Annotated in this window: 17 protein-coding genes; 11 read left to right on the top strand and 6 right to left on the bottom strand. The window is 62.3% G+C overall.

Features of this window, described 5'->3' with window-relative positions; all coding sequences use genetic code 11:
- Positions 1-85: 85 nt before the first annotated feature.
- The 5 genes from CUJ84_RS17790 (at position 86) to CUJ84_RS17765 (ending at position 9,371) form a co-directional block, all read left to right on the top strand.
- Complete coding sequence (locus CUJ84_RS17790; protein ID WP_105007179.1) at positions 86-3,286, top strand: efflux RND transporter permease subunit; 3,201 nt, start codon at positions 86-88, stop codon at positions 3,284-3,286.
- 215 nt (positions 3,287-3,501) lie between these two features.
- Positions 3,502-4,413, top strand: coding sequence for an NAD(P)-dependent oxidoreductase (locus CUJ84_RS17785; RefSeq protein ID WP_105007178.1), 912 nt, complete (start codon positions 3,502-3,504; stop codon positions 4,411-4,413).
- Positions 4,410-6,194, top strand: coding sequence for an IlvD/Edd family dehydratase (locus tag CUJ84_RS17780; protein WP_105007177.1), 1,785 nt, complete (start codon positions 4,410-4,412; stop codon positions 6,192-6,194). Before CUJ84_RS17785 ends, CUJ84_RS17780 begins: the two co-directional genes overlap by 4 nt.
- Before the next feature lie 129 nt (positions 6,195-6,323).
- Positions 6,324-8,141, top strand: a complete 1,818-nt coding sequence (locus CUJ84_RS17775) for a putative bifunctional diguanylate cyclase/phosphodiesterase (protein WP_105007176.1) — start codon at positions 6,324-6,326, stop codon at positions 8,139-8,141.
- Between the two features lie 381 nt (positions 8,142-8,522).
- A complete protein-coding gene (locus CUJ84_RS17765) occupies positions 8,523-9,371 on the top strand; it encodes a GNAT family N-acetyltransferase (RefSeq protein WP_105007174.1) in 849 nt (282 codons plus the stop codon).
- Between the two features lie 3 nt (positions 9,372-9,374).
- On the opposite strand, the gene CUJ84_RS17760 is transcribed toward CUJ84_RS17765, so the two are convergent.
- Entirely contained in the window at positions 9,375-10,292 is a 918-nt protein-coding gene (locus CUJ84_RS17760; RefSeq protein ID WP_105007173.1) for a DMT family transporter, read from the bottom strand.
- 191 nt (positions 10,293-10,483) lie between these two features.
- Here CUJ84_RS17760 and CUJ84_RS17755 point away from each other — a divergent pair, with 191 nt between their 5' ends.
- Together CUJ84_RS17755 and CUJ84_RS17750 are read left to right on the top strand one after the other, a co-directional pair.
- Complete coding sequence (locus CUJ84_RS17755) at positions 10,484-11,782, top strand: adenylosuccinate synthase (RefSeq protein WP_105007172.1); 1,299 nt, start codon at positions 10,484-10,486, stop codon at positions 11,780-11,782.
- Between the two features lie 60 nt (positions 11,783-11,842).
- Positions 11,843-14,332, top strand: a complete 2,490-nt coding sequence (locus CUJ84_RS17750; protein WP_105007171.1) for a hypothetical protein — start codon at positions 11,843-11,845, stop codon at positions 14,330-14,332.
- 125 nt (positions 14,333-14,457) lie between these two features.
- Here the strand turns inward: CUJ84_RS17750 and rpoH are convergent, their stop codons facing one another.
- Positions 14,458-15,366: an RNA polymerase sigma factor RpoH gene (gene rpoH / locus CUJ84_RS17745; RefSeq protein ID WP_018243318.1), complete on the bottom strand. Its 909-nt coding sequence runs from the start codon at positions 15,364-15,366 to the stop codon at positions 14,458-14,460.
- Between the two features lie 188 nt (positions 15,367-15,554).
- Complete coding sequence (locus CUJ84_RS17740) at positions 15,555-16,580, bottom strand: RluA family pseudouridine synthase (protein WP_105007170.1); 1,026 nt, start codon at positions 16,578-16,580, stop codon at positions 15,555-15,557.
- A 43-nt stretch (positions 16,581-16,623) separates the two neighbouring features.
- On the opposite strand from CUJ84_RS17740, the gene CUJ84_RS17735 reads away from it, so the two are divergent.
- Together CUJ84_RS17735 and CUJ84_RS17730 are read left to right on the top strand one after the other, a co-directional pair.
- Entirely contained in the window at positions 16,624-17,010 is a 387-nt protein-coding gene (locus CUJ84_RS17735; RefSeq protein WP_027683345.1) for a hypothetical protein, read from the top strand.
- 7 nt (positions 17,011-17,017) lie between these two features.
- On the top strand, positions 17,018-17,842 hold the full coding sequence (locus CUJ84_RS17730) for a TrmH family RNA methyltransferase (protein ID WP_105007169.1): 825 nt from the start codon (positions 17,018-17,020) through the stop codon (positions 17,840-17,842).
- Positions 17,843-17,923: 81 nt separating this feature from the next.
- Here CUJ84_RS17730 and CUJ84_RS17725 read toward each other — a convergent pair whose 3' ends face one another.
- Positions 17,924-19,084 carry a hypothetical protein gene (locus tag CUJ84_RS17725; RefSeq protein ID WP_105007168.1) on the bottom strand — a complete coding sequence of 387 codons (1,161 nt, stop codon included), beginning with the start codon at positions 19,082-19,084 and terminating at the stop codon, positions 17,924-17,926.
- A 115-nt stretch (positions 19,085-19,199) separates the two neighbouring features.
- Positions 19,200-19,787, bottom strand: a complete 588-nt coding sequence (locus CUJ84_RS17720; RefSeq protein WP_027683348.1) for a DUF1134 domain-containing protein — start codon at positions 19,785-19,787, stop codon at positions 19,200-19,202.
- Positions 19,788-19,981: 194 nt separating this feature from the next.
- Between CUJ84_RS17720 and chpT the strand changes: the two genes are divergently transcribed.
- Both chpT and CUJ84_RS17710 read left to right on the top strand, forming a co-directional pair.
- Positions 19,982-20,629, top strand: a complete 648-nt coding sequence (gene chpT, locus CUJ84_RS17715) for a histidine phosphotransferase ChpT (protein WP_027683349.1) — start codon at positions 19,982-19,984, stop codon at positions 20,627-20,629.
- A gap of 120 nt (positions 20,630-20,749) precedes the next feature.
- Entirely contained in the window at positions 20,750-21,112 is a 363-nt protein-coding gene (locus CUJ84_RS17710) for a response regulator (protein ID WP_010069020.1), read from the top strand.
- A gap of 227 nt (positions 21,113-21,339) precedes the next feature.
- Here the strand turns inward: CUJ84_RS17710 and ctrA are convergent, their stop codons facing one another.
- Positions 21,340-22,041, bottom strand: a complete 702-nt coding sequence (ctrA, locus tag CUJ84_RS17705) for a response regulator transcription factor CtrA (RefSeq protein ID WP_003542362.1) — start codon at positions 22,039-22,041, stop codon at positions 21,340-21,342.
- Between the last annotated feature and the right edge of the window lie 407 nt (positions 22,042-22,448).

Raw genomic sequence — 22,448 nt, 5'->3', positions numbered from 1 at the left:
CCCGAAATGATATGACCCGCCGGCTGGTTCCTGAACCGCCGGAGAGGAACTTTGTATCCATGTTCACCCCGGAGAGGGCTTTGATATGAACATCTCCAGATTCTTTGTCGACCGCCCGGTCTTTGCCGGTGTTCTTTCGGTCCTCATCCTGGTTGCCGGCCTGATCGGCCTGCGCGCGCTGCCGATTTCCGAATATCCGGAGGTCGTGCCGCCGTCGATCGTCGTGCGCGCCACCTATCCCGGCGCCAACCCGTCCGTCATCGCCGAAACGGTGGCGACGCCGCTCGAAGAGCAGATCAACGGGGTCGAGGGCATGCTCTACATGGCCAGCCAGGCGACGTCGGACGGCGTGCTCAACGTCACCGTCACCTTCAAGCTCGGCACCGACCCGGACAAGGCGCAGCAGCTCGTGCAGAACCGCGTTTCGCAGGCCGAACCGCGCCTGCCGGCGGAAGTCCGTTCGCTCGGCATCACGACAGTCAAGAGCTCGCCCAACTTCATCATGGTGGTGAACCTCGTCTCTGACGGGGGCGATCACGACATCACCTATCTTCGCAACTACGCGACCCTGAACATCAAGGATCGGCTCGCCCGCATCGCAGGCGTCGGTCAGGTGCAGGTCTTCGGTGCCGGCGACTATTCCATGCGTGTCTGGATCGACCCACAGAAGGCCGCCGAGCACAATCTCGCCGCCAGCGACATCAGCAGCGCGATTAGCTCCCAGAACATCCAGGCCGCCGCTGGTATCATCGGCGCATCGCCAAGCCAGCCCGGTGTGGACCTGCAGCTCAACGTCAATGCCCAGGGCCGCCTGCGCACGCCTGAGGAATTCGGCAACATCATCGTCAAGACGGGCGCCAATGGCGAGATCACCCGCCTTCGCGATGTCGCCCGCATCGAACTCGGTGCTGCGGACTATACGCTGCGTTCGCTGCTCGACGGCAAGCCGGCCGTCGCCGTCGCTGTCCTGCAGGCGCCGGGTTCAAACGCGATCGAAATCGCGGACAATGTGAACGCGACCATGGATCAGTTGCAGCTCGCCATGCCTGCCGGCGTCAAATACGAGATCGTCTACGATACGACGAAATTCGTGCGCGCCTCGATCGAGAAGGTCATCGACACGCTGCTCGAAGCCATTGCTCTCGTCGTCCTCGTCGTCATCCTGTTCCTGCAGACGTGGCGCGCCTCGATCATCCCGCTGATCGCGGTACCGGTATCGATTATCGGCACCTTCGCGGTCATGTATGTCTTCGGCTTCTCGATCAACGCGCTCAGTCTGTTCGGCCTGGTGCTCGCGATCGGTATCGTCGTCGACGACGCGATCGTCGTTGTCGAAAACGTCGAGCGCAATATCGAACATGGCCTGTCGCCGCGAGCTGCCACCTACAAGGCGATGAAGGAAGTCTCCGGTCCGATCGTCGCGATCGCGCTGGTGCTCGTCGCGGTCTTCGTGCCGCTCGCTTTCATCTCCGGCCTGTCAGGTCAGTTTTATCGCCAGTTCGCGCTGACGATCGCAATCTCGACCGTCATCTCGGCCTTCAACTCGCTCACCCTGTCTCCGGCGCTGGCAGCCCTTCTCCTGAAGGGCCATGATCAGCCGAAGGACTGGCTGACGCGGTTCATGGACGCCATCTTCGGTTGGTTCTTCCGCGGCTTCAACCGTGTCTTCGGCGCGGGCTCGAATGCCTATGGCAAGGGCGTGGGTGGGCTCTTGTCGCGCAAGAGCATCGTCATGGTGATCTATCTGGCACTGGTCGGTGCGACCTACAGTCTGTTCAGCACGGTTCCCGGCGGCTTCGTGCCGTCGCAGGACAAGCAGTATCTGATCGGCTTCGCCCAGTTGCCGGATGCCGCAAGCCTCGACCGCACGGAGGACGTCATCAAGCGCATGACCGACATCGCGCTGGCGCAGCCGGGCGTTGCCAATGCGATCGCCTTCCCAGGCCTGTCGATCAACGGCTTCACCAATTCCTCGAATGCCGGCATCGTCTTCGTGACGCTGAAGGACTTCGAGGAGCGCAAGACGCCTGATCTCTCGGGCGGCGCAATCGCCATGGCGCTGAACCAGAAGTTCGGCGTCATCCAGGATGCCTTCATCGCCATGTTCCCGCCGCCGCCGGTCAATGGTCTCGGCACGACAGGTGGCTTCAAGCTGCAGATCGAGGATCGTGCCGGCCTCGGCAACCAGGCGCTCGACGAAGCCACCAAGGCAGTGCTTGCAAAGGCCTATCAGACGCCTGAACTCGCAGGGCTGTTCTCCAGCTTCCAGATCAACGTGCCGCAGCTCTATGCCGATCTCGACCGTGCCAAGGCCGAGCAGCTCGGGGTTTCCGTCACCGACGTCTTCCAGACGCTGCAGATCTACCTCGGCTCGCTCTATGTGAACGACTTCAACGCCTTCGGCCGCACCTACAGCGTCCGTGTGCAGGCCGATGCGAAATTCCGCGCCCAACCGGAAGATATCGGCCAGTTGAAGGTCCGTTCAGCATCGGGTGAGATGATCCCGCTTTCTGCCCTCCTGAAGGTGGAGCCGAGCACTGGTCCTGAGCGCGCAAACCGCTACAACGGCTTCCTCGCTGCCGACATCAACGGCGGTCCGGCACCGGGCTTCTCGTCCGGCCAGGCGCAGGCAGCAATCGAGAAGATCCTTCACGAGACCCTGCCCGCGGGCATCGACTTCGAATGGACGGATCTGACCTATCAGCAGATTCTCGCTGGCAATTCCAGCATCGTCGTCTTCCCGCTGGCACTGCTGCTCGTCTTCCTGGTGCTGGCTGCCCAGTATGAGAGCCTGACGCTGCCGCTTGCGATCATCATGATCGTGCCGATGGGTGTTCTGGCTGCCTTGACCGGCGTCTGGCTCACCGGTGGAGACAACAACATCTTCACTCAGATCGGTCTTGTCGTGCTTGTCGGCCTATCGGCGAAGAACGCGATCCTCATCGTGGAATTCGCCCGCGAACTGGAGTTCGAGGGAAGGACACCGCGGGAGGCCGCGATCGAGGCCAGCCGCCTTCGCCTTCGCCCGATCCTCATGACCTCGCTCGCCTTCATCATGGGCGTCGTGCCGCTCGTCGTCTCCACCGGCGCCGGCTCTGAAATGCGCGCGGCCATGGGTGTCGCGGTCTTCTCGGGCATGATCGGCGTGACCTTCTTCGGCATCTTCATGACGCCTGTGTTCTACGTGCTGCTGCGGCGGCTGACGGGCAACCGTCCGCTCGTCCAGCACAAGCCGGACGAACACAAGGAAGAAGAGGCGGAGGTCATCCGGCTCGCGGCGGAATAAACGGAATTCAACCTTCCTTTGTCGAGTAAATCGGGCGGGAACTTCGGTTCTCGCCCGTATCGTTTTCAGAGCATGGTGCCGAAAACTGTGCGCGGTTTTCGGACGACATCATCCGCATCCAAGGATGCACCACAAAAATGCGTTACGTCCGTCAAAACGGTTTGCAACGGTGGGCGAGGGGACTATCAAAGACGGACAACAGTTGGGAGGACTGAATGACAGGTTCGAGAAAAGGTGATGAGGGCAGGCGGATCGCCTTTCTCGGTACCGGCCTGATGGGAGCGCCGATGGCTCGCCGGCTGCTAAGCGCGGGTTTTGCCGTCACCGTCTGGAATCGCGATCCCGGCAAGGCCGAGGCGCTTGCGAGAGATGGTGCGGTCCGCGCGGAAACGCCGGCGGATGCCGTTTCAGGCGCCGATGTCGTCATCACCATGCTGACCAACGCCGAGGCGGTGAAGGACGTGTTGTTCGACCGCGGAGCGGCCGATGCGATCGCGCCAAGCGCCACGGTCATCGACATGAGTTCGATTGCCCCGCATTTTGCCCGCGATCATTCGGCGAGGCTTGCCGACCGCAGCATCCATCACGTCGATGCGCCGGTATCAGGCGGCGTCGTCGGGGCGGAAGCCGGTACGCTCGCGATCATGGCGGGCGGCGACAAGGACGTGATCGACCGGCTTGCAGATGTCTTTGCGCCGATGGGGCGGGTAACCCGCGTCGGTCCAAGCGGGGCAGGCCAGCTTGCCAAGCTTGCCAACCAGCAGATCGTCGCGGTGACGATCGGCGCCGTCGCCGAAGCGATGATGCTGATCGAAGCGGGCGGCGGCTCGCCGGCGGCCTTCCGAGACGCCATTCGCGGCGGCTTTGCCGAGAGCCGTATCCTGGAACTGCACGGCAAGCGCATGGTCGAACGGCAGTTTACTCCAGGCGGTTCGTCCAGCAATCAGCTGAAGGATCTGAACGCCGCCATGGAGGCGGCCAAGACCCTGTCGCTGACGCTGCCGCTGACGGCGGCGGTGCACGCCGAATTCAGCGAATTCGTCGCCAATGGCAATGGCGAAAAGGATCACAGCGCCCTGCTCCTCCATCTCGAAGAGAAGAATGCCCGGCCGGGAGGAAAGAAGTGACGGACAGCCATTCGCCGAAGCGGCGCCTGCGTTCGCAGGACTGGTTCGACAATCCCGATCATATCGACATGGCAGCGCTCTATCTCGAGCGCTTCATGAATTACGGCATCACGCCGGAAGAGCTGCGCTCCGGCAGGCCGATCATCGGGATTGCCCAGAGCGGCAGCGATCTCACGCCCTGCAACAGGGTGCATGTCGAGCTTGCCAAGCGGGTGCGCGACGGCATTCGCGATGCCGGCGGCATTCCGATCGAGTTTCCGACGCATCCGATGTTCGAGAACTGCAAGCGCCCGACGGCCGCACTTGACCGCAATCTCGCTTATCTCGGCCTCGTCGAAATCCTCTACGGCTATCCGCTCGACGGTGTCGTGCTGACCACCGGCTGCGACAAGACCACGCCTTCGGCGATCATGGCTGCTTCGACGGTCGATATTCCGGCGATCGTGCTCTCCGGCGGGCCGATGCTGGACGGCTGGCATGAGGGAGAGCTGGCGGGCTCCGGCACGGTGATCTGGCGGATGCGGCGGAAATATGCGGCAGGCGAGATCGATCGAGAAGAGTTTCTTCAGGCGGCGCTCGATTCTGCGCCTTCCGTCGGCCACTGCAATACGATGGGCACTGCTTCGACGATGAATGCGCTGGCCGAGGCGCTCGGCCTTTCGCTGACCGGCTGCGGCGCCATTCCGGCCGCTTACCGCGAACGCGGCCAGATGGCCTACCGCACCGGGCGGCGCGCCGTCGAGATCGTATTCGAGGATCTGAAGCCGTCGGATATCCTGACGCGCGAGGCTTTCCTCAATGCGATCCGCACCAATTCGGCGATCGGCGGCTCGACCAACGCGCAGCCGCATCTGGCCGCGATGGCGAAGCACGCCGGCGTCGAACTCCATCCCGACGATTGGCAGGTGCATGGTTTCGATATCCCGCTGCTGGCCAATGTCCAGCCGGCCGGCGCCTATCTCGGTGAGCGCTTCCATCGCGCCGGCGGCACGCCGGCGATCATGTGGGAACTGCTGCAGGCCGGAAAGCTCGACGGCAACTGTCGCACGGTGACTGGCAGGACGATGGCCGAGAACCTACAGGGCAAGGAAGCGCGCGACCGCGAGGTCATCAGGCCGTTCGCTGAGCCGCTGAAGGAGCGGGCGGGCTTCCTCGTTCTCAAAGGTAATCTCTTCGATTTCGCGATCATGAAGATGAGTGTGGTCTCGGAGGATTTCCGCCGGCGCTATCTTGAGGAACCCGGGCACGAGGGCGTCTTCAAGGGCAAAGCGGTGGTTTTCGACGGTTCCGAGGACTATCACAAGCGCATCAACGATCCCGAACTCGGCATCGACGAGAACACCATCCTCGTTATCCGCGGCGCCGGGCCGATCGGCTGGCCTGGTTCGGCTGAGGTCGTCAATATGCAGCCGCCGGATCATCTCCTGAAGCGCGGCATCCGCAGCCTGCCGACGATCGGCGACGGCCGCCAATCGGGCACGGCCGACAGTCCCTCGATCCTCAACGCCTCGCCGGAAAGTGCCGCCGGCGGCGGCCTCGCCTGGCTTCGTACCGGGGATATTATCCGCATCGACTTCAACCACGGGCGCTGCGACATGCTGGTCGATGACGCCGAGATCGAACGGCGCAAGGGCGACGGCATCCCGCCGGTGCCGGCGGATGCGACGCCGTGGCAGCAGATCTACCGCCGCTCGGTGACGCAATTGTCGGACGGCGCGGTGCTGGAGGGGGCGACGGAATTTCGTCGGATTGCGAAAAACCCGCCGCGGCACAATCACTGATCTTGAGTTGCTAAAGACTGCAAGCCCCTTGATCCAAAAGGGGAAGTCGTAACGAACAGTTCACCTAGCCACTAGTTCGGTCACTAGGACAAGGCTTCATTAATGCCGGCTTGAGACCATATTGCCGTTATACAAGCTTCTAAGGCTGGGACCGCGTTGCCAGAGAACAAAGCCACACGATCCGAACGAGAGTTTCAGGATCTTCTGCGTCGGCTCGAACTCGCTCTCGATGCATCCCAGATCGGTGTCTGGGAGCACAGCATCGAGCAGGACGGGATCTTGTGGGATGCGCAGATGCATCGTCTCTACGAGACCGGCGAGACCTGTCGTCTGGTGCCGGCATCGCTTTGGTCGAATGCCATCCATCCCGATGATCGCGAGCGGGCCGAACGCGACTTCGAACAGGCGATCGCGACGCGCGGCGCCTATAACTCACAATTCCGCATCGTGCTGCCGAGCGGTGAAATCCGCCATTTGCGCTCGCGCGCGCATTTCTATGTCGATGGGGAGGGGCTGCCCTCCTTCATCGGCGCCGAATGGGATGTGACTGCCGACGTAAAGCTCAACGCGGAGTTGGCGCGGCAGAAGGTGGTGGCCGAGGCGAGGGCGCTGGCGCTGGAGGAAAGCAATGCCCGCATCGAGCATGTCGCCGATCACGACTATCTCACCGGCTTGCCGAACCGGCGCCTTCTCGACAAGCGGCTTTCGGAGCTGCCGGCCGACAAGAGCATCGCGACGCTCGCGGTGCTGCATCTTGACCTCGACCAGTTCAAGCAGATCAACGACAGCCACGGTCATGCGGCAGGCGACGCCGTGCTCAGGGCCGCAGCCCTTCGCATCACCGCTGCCATTCCTGCAAATGGCATGGTCGCCCGCGTCGGCGGTGATGAATTCGTCATCGTACTGGTCAATTTCACCGATCTCGCTGAGCTGAAGCTGATCACCGAGGATGTCCAGCGCCGGCTGCGGAAGAAGATCCGCTTCGGCCAGGAGATGCTGCAATCCGGCGCCTCGATCGGCGTTTCCTGGAGCGGCGATCGGCGGGCGCGCAACCTGTTGGCCGAATCCGACCTGGCGCTCTACCAGGCCAAGAAGCTCGGACGGAACCGCGTCGAATTCTTCACGCGGCAATTGCAGGAGGATCTGCGCTCCAAGCGTCGCCTCGCCGAAGAGCTGAAGCTCGGGCTGGAGCGCGGCGAGATCCTTCCCTATTATCAGGTGCAGTTCGACGCCCGGACGCGGGAGGTCATCGGCTTCGAGGCGCTGGCGCGCTGGAAACATCCCGAGAAGGGCGTGCTGGCCCCAGGGGTATTCCTGAAGATTGCCGACGAGCACGGACTTGCGGCGGAGATCGACGCGGCGATCCTCAAAAGCGTTCTCGAGGACCGGCTATTCTGGCTGTTGCGCGGCCTGGCCGTTCCGCGCATCGCTGTCAATATTTCCGCCTCGCGGCTTGCCGATCCGGCGTTGCTCGACAAGCTGAGGAAACTCGACATCCCGCCCGGCGTGATCGTCTTCGAACTGGTCGAGACGATTTTCCTCGACGACAGCGACGAAAAACTGCTCGATCATATCGGCGATATCAAACAGATGGGCATCGACATCGAGATCGACGACTTCGGATCGGGCCATGCCTCGCTCATCGGTCTCGTCAAGCTGCGGCCGAAGCGGTTGAAGATCGACCGGCAGCTCGTCACCGAGGTCGTCAGCTCGGCCGAGCAGCGGCGCGTGGTGGGTTCGATCGTGGAAATCGCCAAGGCGCTCGATGTCGAGGTGATCGCCGAGGGCATCGAGACCGAAGCGCATGCCGTCGTGCTGGCGCAGCTCGGCTGCGACGGCCTGCAGGGTTATGCGTTCGGCTATCCCGCACCGGCGGCGGAGACAGACCGTCTTTTCTCATCGATGACGAGCGGGAGCGAAAAGCAGAAGACCGCGATGGGCGGCTGAACGGCCGGTGATCCGTCCGCGAGCGACTGTTGTCGCGCCGGTTTCAACAGCGCCTTTGCCGCGTCGCGGAAGTGATTTCGGCCGAAGTGCTTTCCTCGCGTTTCAATTTGGCAGGCGGTATCTTTTCGGCGCGGCGTTTTATTTGCATCGGCAGGAAGATAATTGGCGCGCAAGTAATTTTCTTGAGCTTGCAACGGCATTGTTTCATGGTAATCCGGAAACGTAGCTTTCTGCATTGCATCGAAAAAATGATTATACGCGTCGTCAAGTCCATGAGCGCGGCTCTCCATCATTCGCAGGTGCAATCGGGGAACTGGGACCTGACAATTGCTTAGCCATTGCCGGGATGGACTTGCGGGACATTCAATCTAGGAAAGTCGCATGAATTCGGAATTTGCCGTTCGTTCGATGCGGCCCGGCGAACTGGAACTCGTGCTCGAATGGGCGCGTCAGGAGGGCTGGAACCCGGGCCTTGACGATTCGCTTGCGTTCCTCGAGGCCGATCCGTCAGGATTTTTCGTCGGCTCGATCGGTGAAGTTCCCGTCGGCTCGATCTCGGTCGTCAAATATGGCGAGAGTTTCGCCTTCCTGGGCCTCTACATCGTCCATCCCGATTTCCGCGGCAAGGGTTACGGCAAGGCGATCTGGGAGGCGGGCATCGCCAGCGCGGGAGACCGCACGATCGGTCTCGACGGCGTCGACGCACAGCAGGAAAATTACCGCAAGGCCGGCTTCGAACCCGCCTATCCCACCATTCGCTACGGCGGGGTCGCCAGCTCCTTGCCTGTCTCGACGCTTGTCGCGCAGCCGGTGCTGGATTCACGCCTCGAAGGCCTGCAGCGTTATGATTCGGCGATCTTTCCGCAGCCGCGGGATGCCTTCGTCACCGCCTGGTGCACTAGTCGCAAGGGCCGTCGTTCGGCGGTGGTGCGCAAGAGCGGCAAGATTCGCGGTTACGGCACGATCCGCCGCTGCTACGAGGGCTACAAGATCGGCCCGCTCTTTGCCAATGACGCCGATAGCGCCGCAGCGTTGCTTGCCGAATTGATCCCGGAGGCGAAGGGGGCCGCGGTCTTCATCGATATTCCCACGGCGAACCACGAGGCAGTCGCGCTTGCCGAAGGCCTCGGCCTTCAACCGGTGTTCGAGACGACGCGCATGTATCGCGGGCCGGCGCCGGCCATCCCGCTGAAGCACGTCTTCGGCGTGACAACGTTGGAACTCGGTTAGGCTCTAATCCACGGGTGAGGCGGGTACGGTCTGTGCCGAAGCTTTCGGGCGGCCCCTTTCAGCGATCGCGATGCCGCCCAAGGTCAGCACCAGCGCGATCACATGGAAGGACTGCAGCTGCTCGCCGATCAGCGCGACGGAGAGCAGCGTTCCGAACACCGGCACGAGATTGATGAAGAGGCCGGCCCGGTTGGCGCCGATTGCGACGACGCCCTTGATATAGAGGATCTGTGCGACCAGCGAGGGGAAGATCGCCGTGTAGAGAGTGATGACCCAGCCGGCCTGGTCCGGCCACTGCGCGGCACCCCGGCCGGCCTCCCAAAGGAGCAGCGGCAGCGAGGTCAGCATGGCTCCGAGCGCCGGGATCGCCATCAGCGTGCGCCAGTCGAGCGGCGGCTTCCAGCGCAGGAAGATCGTGTAGACCGAATAAGCGGCAATGGCGATCAGCATCAGCCCGTCGCCACGGTTGAGGCCCAGTTGCAGCAGCGTCGAGAGGTCACCATGCGCCGCGGTCAAAGCGACGCCGATCAGCGTCATGCCGAAGCCGAGACATTGCGCCAGCGAGATGCCGGTACGGAAGAACATGAAATTCAGCAGGAAGATCAGCATCGGGATGCCGGCCTGCTCGATGGCGACGTTGATCGCCGTCGTATATTGCACGGCCGAGTAAAGCATGGCGTTGAAAAGGGTGTAGCCGATGACGCCGTAGAAGAGGAGCAGCGGCAGGTTCTTCCTGACCACCGGCCAGTCCTTCCGCAATTGCGGTACTGAAATCACAGCGATCACCGCCACGGCGAGGAACCAGCGCAGGAAGGTCAGCATCATCGGGCTGATATGCCCGAGCGCGAGTTTGCCGGCGACGGAGTTGCCGCCCCAGCAAAGGGTGGCGATAACGAGGCAGATATAGGCCGTGGCTTGCAAGAGCGTTCTTCCCGTCTTTCCGCGATCGCCGTGCGGCGTTTTATGGGGGGAAATAGCCTGTCGGCTGCTGATTTGTCACGTAAAAAGCCCAATCTACTGTGACAACAGGGTCGCTTTCCAAAAAACAAAGCTTTATAGATGCGCGGGTTTGAGCAGGTGCGCGGTTCCGCGCCGGTAACAGGAAGAGTTGGATGACGAACGTAGTCGTGGTCGGTTCGCAATGGGGTGACGAAGGCAAGGGCAAGATTGTCGACTGGCTTTCGGAGCGTGCAGATATTGTCGTGCGCTTTCAGGGCGGACACAATGCCGGCCATACGCTCGTCATCGACGGCACCAGCTACAAGCTCTCGCTGCTGCCGTCTGGCGTCGTGCGCCCCGGCAAGATGGCGGTGATCGGCAACGGCGTCGTCGTCGATCCGCATGCGCTGATCGCCGAGATCGAAAAGCTCGCCGGTCAGGGTGTGACGATCACGCCCGACAATCTGCGTATCGCCGACAACGCGACGCTCATCCTGTCGCTGCACCGCGAGCTAGACGCGATGCGCGAGGATGCAGCGTCGAACAGCGGCACCAAGATCGGCACGACGCGCCGCGGCATCGGCCCGGCCTATGAAGACAAGGTCGGCCGCCGCGCCATCCGCGTCATGGATCTTGCCGATCTCGATAGTCTTTCGGGCAAGGTCGACCGTATTCTGACGCATCACAATGCGCTTCGCCGCGGCCTCGGTGTCGCCGAAGTCAGCCACCAGGCGATCATGGACGAACTGACCTCGATCGCCGATCGGGTACTGCCCTTTCGTGATACGGTCTGGCTTTTCCTCGACAAGGAGCGCCGCAAGGGCTCCCGCATCCTCTTTGAAGGCGCGCAGGGCAGCCTGCTCGACATCGATCACGGCACCTATCCCTTCGTCACCTCATCGAACACGGTGGCTGGTCAGGCCGCGGCCGGTTCCGGCATGGGACCCGGCTCGCTCGGTTATATCCTCGGCATCACCAAGGCCTATACGACGCGCGTCGGCGAGGGCCCGTTCCCGACCGAGCTGAAGGACGCGATCGGTGAGTTCCTTGGCGAAAAAGGTCATGAGTTCGGCGTGGTGACCGGACGCAAGCGGCGCTGCGGCTGGTTCGACGCCGCACTCGTGCGCCAATCGATTGCCACCAATGGCATCACGGGCATCGCGCTCACCAAGCTCGACGTGCTCGACGGTCTCGAGGAATTGAAGATCTGCGTTGGCTATATGCTCGACGGCGAACAGATTGATCATCTTCCGGCAAGCCAGGGAGCGCAAGCTAGGGTCGAACCGATCTACATCACGCTGGAAGGCTGGAAGGAATCGACCGTCGGCGCCCGCAGTTGGGCGGATCTGCCGGCACAGGCGATCAAATATGTTCGCCAGGTCGAAGAGCTGATCGGCGCGCCTGTCGCGCTCCTGTCCACCAGCCCGGAGCGGGATGATACGATACTTGTGACCGATCCGTTTGAGGATTAAGCTCACGGGTCACTGTGGAGGATGGTTCGGTAGGGTACCGGACTTCTTGAGAAAGTACTGATGGCGGATTTTATTGCAGTCATTCGGCGGGCCGTTGACGGCTTGGCTGAAAATACCCCCGAGATGCGGGTGAAAGTCTACGAACGTGCCCGCGGCGCAGTGCAGCGGCAGCTCGAGAATATGAAGCCGCGTCCGCCGGAAGCCATGCTGCAACGCCAGCTCGAAAAGCTCGAGGCCGCCATCCGCGAGGTGGAAGGCGAACACTCCGAGGCGCTGCCGCTCGATGAGCCGGCCGCCGCCGCCACGCTGGAATCCGCGGAAGAGCAAACCCTTCACGACGAGAGCGAACCGGCGCCTGCGCCGGAGGCGGCTGTCGAGGCCTATGCGGAGCCGCGGGCGGCCGAGGCTGCCGACGAGCCCGATCACGTGGAAGCCGCCGCGCCAGAGGAAGTTGAGGAAGAGGTCGCTGCCGAGGAGCCCCTTTCCGCGGAAGAACCTGTTGCCGCCGAAATCCCTGTTGCCGCCGAGACAGCGGTTTCGCCGGAGACATCCGCTCCCGCCGACACATATTGGCATCCCTCGCATGAGGAGGAAGCGCCGGCCGAGGAATGGCATGCTAGCGAGGCGCGCGACGTCGCTGCCGAAGACGTGTCGGCCGAACATGACGGCTGGGAGCCGCCTGCCGCGCATCACAGCGAGCAAGCCGACGAAGTCGGTGCCGACCAGCAGCATCCCCTGGAAGCCGACGAGATCGCGGCCGAGCCAGCGGCGGTGGATAGCGAGGAGCCGGAGGCCGAGGAGGCTTACGAGCCCGTCGAGCCGTTGCAGCCGATCACCCGCGGTATAGACCATGCATCCAACCGGCTGGTGGAGCCGGTCGCCGATTTCGATCGTCCGCAGGAATTCGTCGAGCACAGCCGCGAGGAGCCGTTGCAGGCCGATGCTGCGGCGCATTTCGACCCGGTCTGGGCCGAGCCCGTTGCCGAAACGCCGGCTCCGCCGCCCAAGGATGCGGAGACCGAATGGGCGGAAGAGGAACTCAGGCAATATTCGCAGGCGGCGCCGGTCACAGCGGATGCATCGGCGCGCGCCTTCGAAGAGGTGATATCGAGCCTCGAAAATGCGGCCCCCGCTGCCGTCATGCCGGCCGCCAAGGAAAGTTTCTCCTGGGAGACTGCCGCCTTCGATGATCTGCCGCCGATCGAGGCCGGCAGCAATAAGAAGGCGCCGGTGGCATCGCATTTCGACGATGTCGATATCTTCGCGGAAGTGCACAACGGCAAGCCGGCGCCTGCTAGCGGCGCGCCGAGCGAGAACTGGCGCGAGGCGAAGGCGCTGCGCGGCTACGACCGCCGCGGCTCGGTCGCCGGTGATGACGATGACGCCAATCCGTCGATGGATATCGATCAGATCGTTGCCTCCAAGCTGCAGGGCAAGAGTTTCCGTATGGAGCCGAAGCGCCGCCGCTTCGGCATCGGTACCGTGATCACGCTCATCTTTGCACTCATCTTGATCGGTGGCGGCGCCTATGCCGGCTGGATGAACAGAGAGGCGCTGGTGGCGATGGTCGACGGGCTCGTCAGCTCGGCACCGTCGCAGGCGACCAGGAACGAGGCGGCAACACCGCCGGCTGGCTCGGCGACGCCTGCCCAGCCGGGCTCGGTGACGCCAGCCCAGCCGACCACACCAGGAGCGCAGAATACCCCAGCGACGCCGGCGCAGCCGAACCCGCAGGTAGCGTCAATGAACAATGACGGCGCTGCGGCCAATTCGAAATTCACCCAACGGCTGCTGACCGATGGGACCGAGGTCGACAGTGGACCGGCGACTGTGCCGGGAACACCGACTGCGGAAGGAAAATCGGTCGCCGAACAAAATGTCGCGGCAGCAGATACGCCGCCTGCCAGCGCGCAGGGCGATGTGGCTCCCGCCGAAACGCAGACGCCAAACGGCCCGGTGGCATCGCCGCAGCAGACCCCCCCCGTCGGTTCGTCGGAAAAGATGTTCCTCTATGAGGAGCGCATCGGCCAGAGCTCGCCGACGGCGATCGAGGGATCGGTCGTCTGGAGCGTGCAGCACGAGGCCGGCCAGGACGGCCGACAGGAGGCGACGGTACAGGGCAACGTCACCGTTCCCGAACGCAATCTTTCGGCTCTCGTCACCTTCAAGCGCAATTCCGATCCGTCGCTGCCGGCAAGCCATCTTGTCGAGATCGTCTTCTCGGTGCCGCCGAATTTCGAAGGCGGCAGCATCGACAGCGTCCAGCGCATCTCGATGAAACGTACGGAGCAGGACCGCGGCGATGCGCTGATTGCGGTTCCGGCGAAGATCACCGACGATTTCCATATGATCGCGCTCAATGACTATCCTGATGCGCGCAAGGCGAACCTCGACCTGATGTCGACCCGCAACTGGATCGACATTCCGATCACCTACCGCAACGGCCGCCGTGCGCTGCTGACGATGGAAAAGGGCGGTACGGGAACGGACGCCTTCAATACCGCGATCAAGGAATGGACGGCGCTCGGGGATGTGTCGACGAGCCAGTGACGGTTTCCGCAACGCCAGCATTCCCGGACCTTTGGGGTGGCGCTGAGACTGCGGAGCAAAGGTGAATGAAAAAGAAAAGGCGGGCCGCAAGGCCCGCCTTCTTCAATTTTATCACGCGGCAGGCCTTATGCCGTGGCTTCGACGACGCGGACGGCCTTGGCGCGTTCCAGGGCTTCCTTGCGGACCGCGTCCTGCACCTTTTCGAAGGCGCGGACCTCGATCTGGCGGACGCGTTCGCGGCTGATGTCGAATTCGGTCGAAAGGTCTTCCAGGGTCACTGGATCCTCGGCGAGACGGCGAGCCTCGAAGATGCGGCGTTCGCGCTCGTTCAGCACGCTCATCGCTTTCGCCAGCATGCGCCGGCGGGTGTCGAGCTCATCCTGTTCGATCAGCACGTCTTCCTGGCTGTCATGGTCGTCCACCAGCCAATCCTGCCATTGGCCGCTATCACCTTCGGCTGCCTTGATCGGCGCGTTCAGCGAGGCGTCGCCGGAGAGGCGGCGGTTCATCGAAATGACCTCCTCCTCCGAGACGTTCAGCTTGGTGGCGATTTCGGAGACGTGCTCCGGCTTCAGGTCGCCGTCATCGATTGCCTGGATGCGGCCCTTCAGCCGGCGCAGGTTGAAGAACAGGCGCTTCTGGTTGGCGGTCGTGCCCATCTTCACCAGCGACCACGAGCGCAGGATATATTCCTGGATCGAGGCCTTGATCCACCACATGGCGTAGGTGGCGAGGCGGAAGCCGCGCTCGGCATCGAACTTCTTGACGGCCTGCATCAAGCCGACATTGCCCTCGGAGACGACTTCGCCGATCGGCAGGCCGTAGCCGCGATAACCCATCGCGATCTTCGCGACGAGGCGAAGATGGCTGGTGACGAGCTTGTGGGCGGCGTCCCGGTCACCGTGCTCGGCATAACGCTTGGCGAGCATGTATTCCTGCTGTGGCTCCAGCATCGGGAACTTGCGGATTTCGTCGAGGTAACGATTGAGACCGGCTTCACCGGCGGTAATGGACGGCAAGGTATTTCGGGCCATAGTGCACCCTCCTAAAGTGAATTCCGGTTCCCGATGGAAACGCGTCCTCGCGTTAAAAAAGGCAAACCGGGACGTGCGGCTCTCTCCGAGCCCGCACTAAGTCCATATACAGATAAGTGTGGCGAAACGGCGGTTCAAGGTGCCGCTCACGCAGGTGTGAGTTGGAAGACCGGCATTCAGAGCCGCCTTTATCGCCGCAGCGCCTCGATCAATTCGACCATATCATCCGGCAGCGGCACCTCGAAATGCATGATTTCGCCGGTGCGGGGATGCTCGAATTGCAGCATGAAGGCATGCAGCGCCTGGCGGCCGAAACCGTTGACGACCTTGCGGATCTCTTCGGGCAGAAGATTGGCCTTGGTCTTGAAGCCGGCGCCGTAAACCGTATCGCCGAGCAGTGGATGGCCGATATGGGCCATGTGGACACGGATCTGGTGGGTGCGGCCGGTTTCGAGGCGGCACTCGACCAGCGAGGCGAACGCTGTCGCGTCCGGCTTCTCGTGGAAGCGCTCGATCACCTGGTAATGCGTGATTGCCTCGTCAGCGTCCTGACTCTCGGGGCGTTTGACAGCGCGGCGCGTGCGGTCGCCGGTGGCGCGGCCAAGCGGAGCGTCGACTGTGCCCGACAGCGTGCGGGGCCGGCCCCAGACGACTGCCTGGTAGGCCCGCTCCAGCGGCATGGTGCGGCCATGGTCGGCAAATTGAAGCGAGAGGTGGCGATGGGCAATGTCGTTCTTGGCGACGACCATGACGCCTGTCGTGTCCTTGTCGAGACGGTGGACGATGCCGGGGCGGCGCACACCGCCGATGCCGGAGAGTGTATCGCTGCAATGGTGGATCAGCGCGTTGACCAGTGTGCCCGTCCAGTTGCCGGGGCCGGGATGGACGACGAGGCCGGAAGGCTTGGAGATGACGATGACATCGCCGTCCTCATGGAGGATATCAAGCGGGATGTCCTCGCCCTGCGGCGTCGGGTCCTCCGGCTCGGGCAGCGTGATCTCGAAACTATCGCCGGTGCGCACCTTGCGTTGCGGGTCGGTGACGGGTTGGCCGCGCAGAAAAACCTGGCCGTCCTTGATCAGCGTCTTGATGCGGCTGCGCGAAAATTCCTCGCCGACCTGCGCCGTCAGCCAGGCGTCAAGCCGGCCTTCGGCGCTTTCATCGGCCGTCAGGACTTTTCTATTGCCGGCTGCTTGTTTAAAGGGGTCGCTCAAGACGCTTCTTCTCCGACGTATTTTTTTAGAACGGGACGCACAGATGACAGCAATCGAGCCAGACGACCAGGAAGAGAAGCCCCTTGATCCGGCGATGGAAAGTGTCCGGCGCAAGATGGTCCGCCTGCAGATCGTTTCCGGCGCCATCATGTTCGTGAGCCTTATGGCGGTCTTCGGCGCGGTTGTCTACAAGGTGATGCACAGCGAGCCGAAGGAGACGGCGTCCGCTGTTACCGCCTCCGGCGTGCCCTCAGACGCGCCGCTTGCGGCAACCGTTTCCCTGCCGCTTGGCTTCAAGGTGCAGTCCACATCCCTTTCGGCCGGGCAGATCCTGTTCTACGGCGAAACGGTCGAGGGCAAGAACAAGGCGCTGGTCTACGATCTCAGGACCGGCCGCACCGTCGCCGACGTCACCGTCGCGGGCAATTGAGGCCGGCATGGCCGCCGTCCCGATCGACATCGACAGCGCCGACGATCCGCGCGTCGCTGAATTCCGCGATATTCGCGAGCGCGACCTGACGGGCCGAGAGAAGCGCTTCATTGCCGAAGGTACCGTCGTGCTGCGCATGCTCGCCGAGGCGCATGCGGCAGGCCGCGGCTTTTTCGCCGAGAAGATCTTGCTGCTGCGCAATCGCGTCGAGGGCGTCCTGCCCATCCTGGAGCGGTTTCCGGCCGATGTGCCGGTCTATGTCGCCGGGGCTGATGTGCTCGACGGCGTCGTCGGTTTCCATCTGCATCGCGGTGTTCTCGCGCTCGGCCGGCGGGAGGATCGCGGGGCGGCGGCCCTTCTCGACGCACTGCCGGAGCAGGCGCTGGTGCTCGTCGGTTGCGGCATTTCCAATCACGACAATGCCGGTTCGATGTTTCGCAACGCGGCTGCCTTCCGGGCGGATGCGGTGCTGCTCGACGAAACCTCCTGTGATCCACTTTACCGCAAGGCGCTGCGTGTCTCGGTCGGTTCGGTGCTGAGCGTTGCGCACCGTCGCGGCGGCAAGGCACTGGATGTGCTCCTGGCGCTTGCCGAACGGGGCTTTGCCATCTGGACGCTTTCGCCGCACGGCAAGACCGATATCCGCGCCATTCCGGCCTCGACACGCATGGCGCTCGTCGTCGGCACCGAGGGCGAGGGGTTGCCGGAGGCGCTGCTTGCGCGGTTCCAGAGCGCGCGCATTCCACAATCGGAGGAACTCGACAGCCTCAACGCCGCGACGGCGACGGGGATCGCGCTGTTTTCCATGGCCTCGGCGATGGGGCGGATCTAACGCATCGATTTTCAGGGTTCTGCGCCAACTCAAAATGATGGCGCGCCGTTTGTCCTATCGAACGCGCGCCGCGCTAAGGCGTCAGCGCGGGGGATCGGCGATGATCGCCGACGCCCTGTCGGCAAGGCTGACGCGGTCGTTCGGGTTCTTTTCCACGGCGTCTGCGAGCAGCGTGCGGATCGGCGAGGAGGGACCTTCGTTGAGTGCGGTCAGCGCCACCATATTGGCGGCGATCGAGGCGATCTCCTCGCGGATCGCGCCATCGCGCCCGGTTACCGCCTTTGCCTTTTGCAGGCGCTCGGCTAGGGCGGCGCTGCGATTGCGGACATCCTCGCCCATCTCGGCCGTGACGGCGGCGGTGTCGAGCGCGGATGCGACCGTGTCTTCGGCTGGCATTTCCGCCGGCAGCTCCGCCACCATCCCGGCAAGGCCGGCGTCGCGCAGGACCCGGTTGACCTTGCGGATTTCGGCGTTGGCGGCCTTCAACTGCTCCTTCAACTTGGCGATCTCCTGCTGGCGGCGAGCAACCAGGGTTTCCTTTTCGGTGGCGGAAGCGCTCTCGCGCGCGGCCTTATCCTCCAGGCGGATCACCATATGCTGCTGCTGCGTCAGTTTCTGTTCGGCATCCTTGGCGCGCTTCTGCAGCAGGCTGACGTCCTGGCGCAGCGTATCGCGTTCGTCGCGCAGCGCGTTGACCCGGAATTTCAGGCTCTCCGCCTCGGTCTCGCGCGCGGCCAGGTCAATCCTCAGCCCATCGGCCTGTTCGCCGAGCTTGCTCAGGCGTGTCCGCATCGTCGCCAGCTCGCTTTCCTTGTTGGCGGCGGACTGCTCGGCAATATGCAGGTTGGTCTTCAACTGGCTGATATAGTTCTCGTCCTTGCGCAGATGCGAGCGCTGGTCGGCCGCCTCGACATGCATCTCGCCGATCTGCGCCTGTAAATCGCCGATCTCGGCGGCAAGCCTGCCGGCGTCGACGGCGAGGGCGTCGTGGCGAAGCTGGAACGACAGGGATTTCTCGCGCTCACGCAGAAGGTCCTGGGTGGTGCGGGCGTTTTCGGCGGCATAGAGCGCGCGCACCATGTCTTTCTGGGCGCGAACCTCTTGCGGGCTCAGCGGCATCGTCGCTTTCAGCCGGTTCTCGGTATACCAGACAATACGGCGGTGAACGGCGGGCGAGACCAGAAAGACGAGGAAGGCCGCGGTCAGGAAGCCCAATCCGAACAAGAGAGCATATTCGATCACGGCGCGGCCATCGGTAAGAAGGTTGATACGGGTCAGCCGCGATGATTAAGCAGGCATGGGACGCATGGCAAGGCCGCCGGTGGGAACGGCGGCAGATTCCGGCGGCTCTGCGGCCTCAGAAGGGGTTCCAGGTCGGCGCCTGAGTGATCTTGAGATAGCCGACGTTGACGCCGAGGCGGGCACCGACGCCGGTGCGGATCGGCACGACCAGCACATCGTTGTTCTTGAGCAGCGTCATGCCGAAGCCGGCGATCACATAGGCCGAGCCGCTGACGCCGCCGAAGCGGGCATAGATGCCGTTGATGGAGGGCAGGTCGTAGACCAGCATCATCACGCGCGAGCCCTGGCCGCCGTAATCGAGGCCGAGCGAGGGTCCCTGCCAGTAGAGATTATGTTCGCCGGCGTTCTTGGTGTTCAGTTGGCCTTCGCCATAGGTAAGGCCGGCGATGAAGGCGCCGCCGCCTTCCTGTCCGAGGATATAGCCGTTCGGCAGGCCGTATTTCTGGAAGGCACTCTCGACGACCTTGGCAAGTCCGCCGCTGGCGGAACCGAAGAAGGAGTGGCCGGCGTCGACGATTTCCTGCATCGTGTACTGGCCGTTGTCCTGGGCAGCGGCCGGTGCGGCAACCATCAGCGAGGAGAAGACGAGGGCCGAAAGCAACCTGCAGAAGCCGATGAATCGGTGCGGAAATAGAGGGCGCATAGTGTCATCCGTTCGTCGTTTGGCTATGAGCGGGCAACCGCTCGCGGCGATTGGTGCATTTTGCGCCGATGATCTTAACAATCGGTTTACCAAATATGGTGTCATTATGGCATCGAGTACGATCGCAAACTTCGCGCAATTTTGATGAAGTATATTCCGGGCGCAATGAAATTGCCGCCCCTCAGGAGCCGATGATGTCCAAGAACCCCAATCTCACCCTGTCCGGCCCGGATCTGGCCGCGCTTCTTTGCAGCCGCGTTTGCCACGATGTCATCTCGCCCGTCGGGGCGATCAATAACGGGCTGGAACTCCTGGATGAGGGTGGCGCCGACTCCGATGCGATGGACCTGATCCGCACCAGCGCCCTCAACGCGTCCGTCCGCCTGAAATTCGCACGCCTCGCCTTTGGCGCGTCAGGATCCGTCGGCGCCTCGATCGACACCGGCGAGGCGGAACGCGCTGCCAAGGATTTTGCCGTCGCCGAGAAGAAGACCGAGGTGATCTGGAACGGACCGCGCGCCATCGTCGCCAAGAACCGTGTCAAGCTGCTGCTCAACCTCTTCCTCGTTGCATATTCCGCCATTCCGCGCGGCGGCGTACTCGAGGTAACGCTCGAAAATCCCGAATTCGATGCCAGGTTCAAGCTTACGGCCAAAGGCAAACTGATGCGGCTGCCGCCGAAATTCGTCGAGATATCGACCGGCACCATCGAGGAGGCGATCGACGCCCATTCGATCCAGCCCTATTACACCGTGCTTCTGGCACAGGAGTGCGGAATGACGCTCGATCACAGCGCCAGCGCAGACGAACTGGTGTTCACGGCAGTGGCCGCGGCAGCCTGATTTCGGAGCGCGGACGCGTGTCGGCGCTCGTCCGGTAACGATTCGTTAGCCTGATGGACCTATTCTCCAGGGTTGTAAGAGGCCCCTTGCTGCGACGAATGCGGGGGCAAAGGAGCGGCCATGCAAAGGTTCATGATCACCGATAATTCGGACATCGTCCGCAAGGTCGGCAAGCGCATTCTCTCCGAACTCGATTTTCTCGTCAGCGAAGCCTCCAATGCCGGCGAGGCGCTGCAGCGCTGCCAGGCGGAGCTGCCGGAATATCTGATCGTCGATTCCGGCATGGAAGGCGCCCTCGACCTCATCGCCGCCATCCGCGCCATGGACGGCGGCAAAGAGGTCAAGATCTATTACTGCGTCGTCGAGGCGGATCTGAAGAAGCTGATGGCGGGCAAACGGGCCGGTGCCACCGACTTCCTGCTGAAGCCGTTCGATCGCAAGATCCTGACCGCGGTTTTCGGAAACCGCGCGATCGCCGCCTGACGCAGATTTCTTCCGCCAATATCGGCATCCCTCGAGCATCACGCCGAAGGTGCAAGTGCGTTCGGCCGCCGCCACCTTCCATTCTCATGAACGTGATATAGAGGATCAGGCCGATCCAGCCTGGAGTCTTCCGTCAGGGTGGCTTCTTGTTTGCCCAGGGCAGAAACGAAAAATCCCGCCGGAGAGGCGGGATCTTCGTTTATCCGATAAGGGGGATCGGAAAAAAATCAGGCGGTTTCGGCGTATTCGGCCCCATCCGGCTCGCGAAGAACGTAACCACGGCCCCAGACGGTCTCGATATAGTTGGCGCCGCCGGCAGCGTTGGCGAGCTTCTTGCGGAGCTTGCAGATGAAGACGTCGATGATCTTGAGTTCCGGCTCGTCCATACCGCCGTAAAGGTGGTTCAGGAACATTTCCTTGGTGAGGGTGGTGCCCTTGCGGAGCGAAAGCAGCTCCAGCATCTGATATTCCTTGCCCGTCAGGTGGACGCGCTGGCCGCCGACTTCGACAGTCTTGGCGTCGAGGTTGACGATCAACTCGCCGGTCATGATGACCGACTGGGCATGGCCCTTGGAGCGGCGGACGATGGCGTGGATGCGGGCGACGAGCTCGTCCTTGTGGAACGGCTTGGTCATGTAGTCGTCGGCGCCGAAGCCGAGGCCACGAACCTTGTCTTCGATGCCGGCCATGCCCGACAGGATGAGGATCGGTGTCTTGACCTTGGACAACCGGAGAGTGCGAAGCACTTCATATCCGGACATGTCGGGCAGGTTCAGATCGAGAAGGATGATGTCATAATCATACAGCTTGCCCAGATCGACGCCTTCTTCACCGAGATCGGTGGTATAAACATTAAAACTCTCTGATTTCAGCATCAACTCGATGCTCTGCGCCGTCGCGCTGTCATCCTCGATTAGAAGTACCCGCATAATTATCCCCTTTACCGCCGCCGAAAGGTGGTCTGGCCCCCTACACGATACCGAACACGCTACGTGATTTGGAAGCTGCCACGAAATGGTTAACAAATTCTAATTCACTCTGGCAAGGAATATCGAATTTATTAAATAATTTTTCCATTTGTCTGTTTTCCAATAGGAATCTCAAAAGGCGTTCCTCAACTTTAACATTAGGAAACAGCGCTAAGTGATTCATCCGACTCGCCAATGAAAAGGTTCGAACTTCATGCCGTGGCATTTACCGACCCTTAAATCATAGGGCCTATCATTAACGATGCCCGTAAACGAAAGGTTACCAGCGGTAGGTATTTGTTAATATCGCCGGAAATTTTTTAGCAAACCGTGTCAAAGCGGCGCGCAGGGCGGTTTCAAGTTGAGCC

It is taken from the genome of Rhizobium leguminosarum (assembly GCF_002953715.1).
Taxonomy (GTDB): Bacteria; Pseudomonadota; Alphaproteobacteria; order Rhizobiales; family Rhizobiaceae; genus Rhizobium; species Rhizobium leguminosarum_V.
The sequence above is the reverse complement of the archived record's forward strand: the minus strand, read 5'-3'. Positions and strand labels throughout refer to the sequence as shown.

Bases quoted from the DNA above. Each gene is read 5' to 3' on its own strand.
- CUJ84_RS17790 (WP_105007179.1), top strand. From the start codon at position 86: ATGAACATCTCCAGATTCTTTGTCGACCGCCCGGTCTTTGCCGGTGTT.
- CUJ84_RS17785 (WP_105007178.1), top strand. From the start codon at position 3,502: ATGACAGGTTCGAGAAAAGGTGATGAGGGCAGGCGGATCGCCTTTCTC.
- CUJ84_RS17765 (WP_105007174.1), top strand. From the start codon at position 8,523: ATGAATTCGGAATTTGCCGTTCGTTCGATGCGGCCCGGCGAACTGGAA.
- CUJ84_RS17755 (WP_105007172.1), top strand. From the start codon at position 10,484: ATGACGAACGTAGTCGTGGTCGGTTCGCAATGGGGTGACGAAGGCAAG.
- CUJ84_RS17750 (WP_105007171.1), top strand. From the start codon at position 11,843: ATGGCGGATTTTATTGCAGTCATTCGGCGGGCCGTTGACGGCTTGGCT.
- rpoH (WP_018243318.1), bottom strand. From the start codon at position 15,366: ATGGCCCGAAATACCTTGCCGTCCATTACCGCCGGTGAAGCCGGTCTC.
- CUJ84_RS17735 (WP_027683345.1), top strand. From the start codon at position 16,624: ATGACAGCAATCGAGCCAGACGACCAGGAAGAGAAGCCCCTTGATCCG.
- CUJ84_RS17730 (WP_105007169.1), top strand. From the start codon at position 17,018: ATGGCCGCCGTCCCGATCGACATCGACAGCGCCGACGATCCGCGCGTC.
- CUJ84_RS17720 (WP_027683348.1), bottom strand. From the start codon at position 19,787: ATGCGCCCTCTATTTCCGCACCGATTCATCGGCTTCTGCAGGTTGCTT.
- chpT (WP_027683349.1), top strand. From the start codon at position 19,982: ATGTCCAAGAACCCCAATCTCACCCTGTCCGGCCCGGATCTGGCCGCG.
- CUJ84_RS17710 (WP_010069020.1), top strand. From the start codon at position 20,750: ATGCAAAGGTTCATGATCACCGATAATTCGGACATCGTCCGCAAGGTC.
- ctrA (WP_003542362.1), bottom strand. From the start codon at position 22,041: ATGCGGGTACTTCTAATCGAGGATGACAGCGCGACGGCGCAGAGCATC.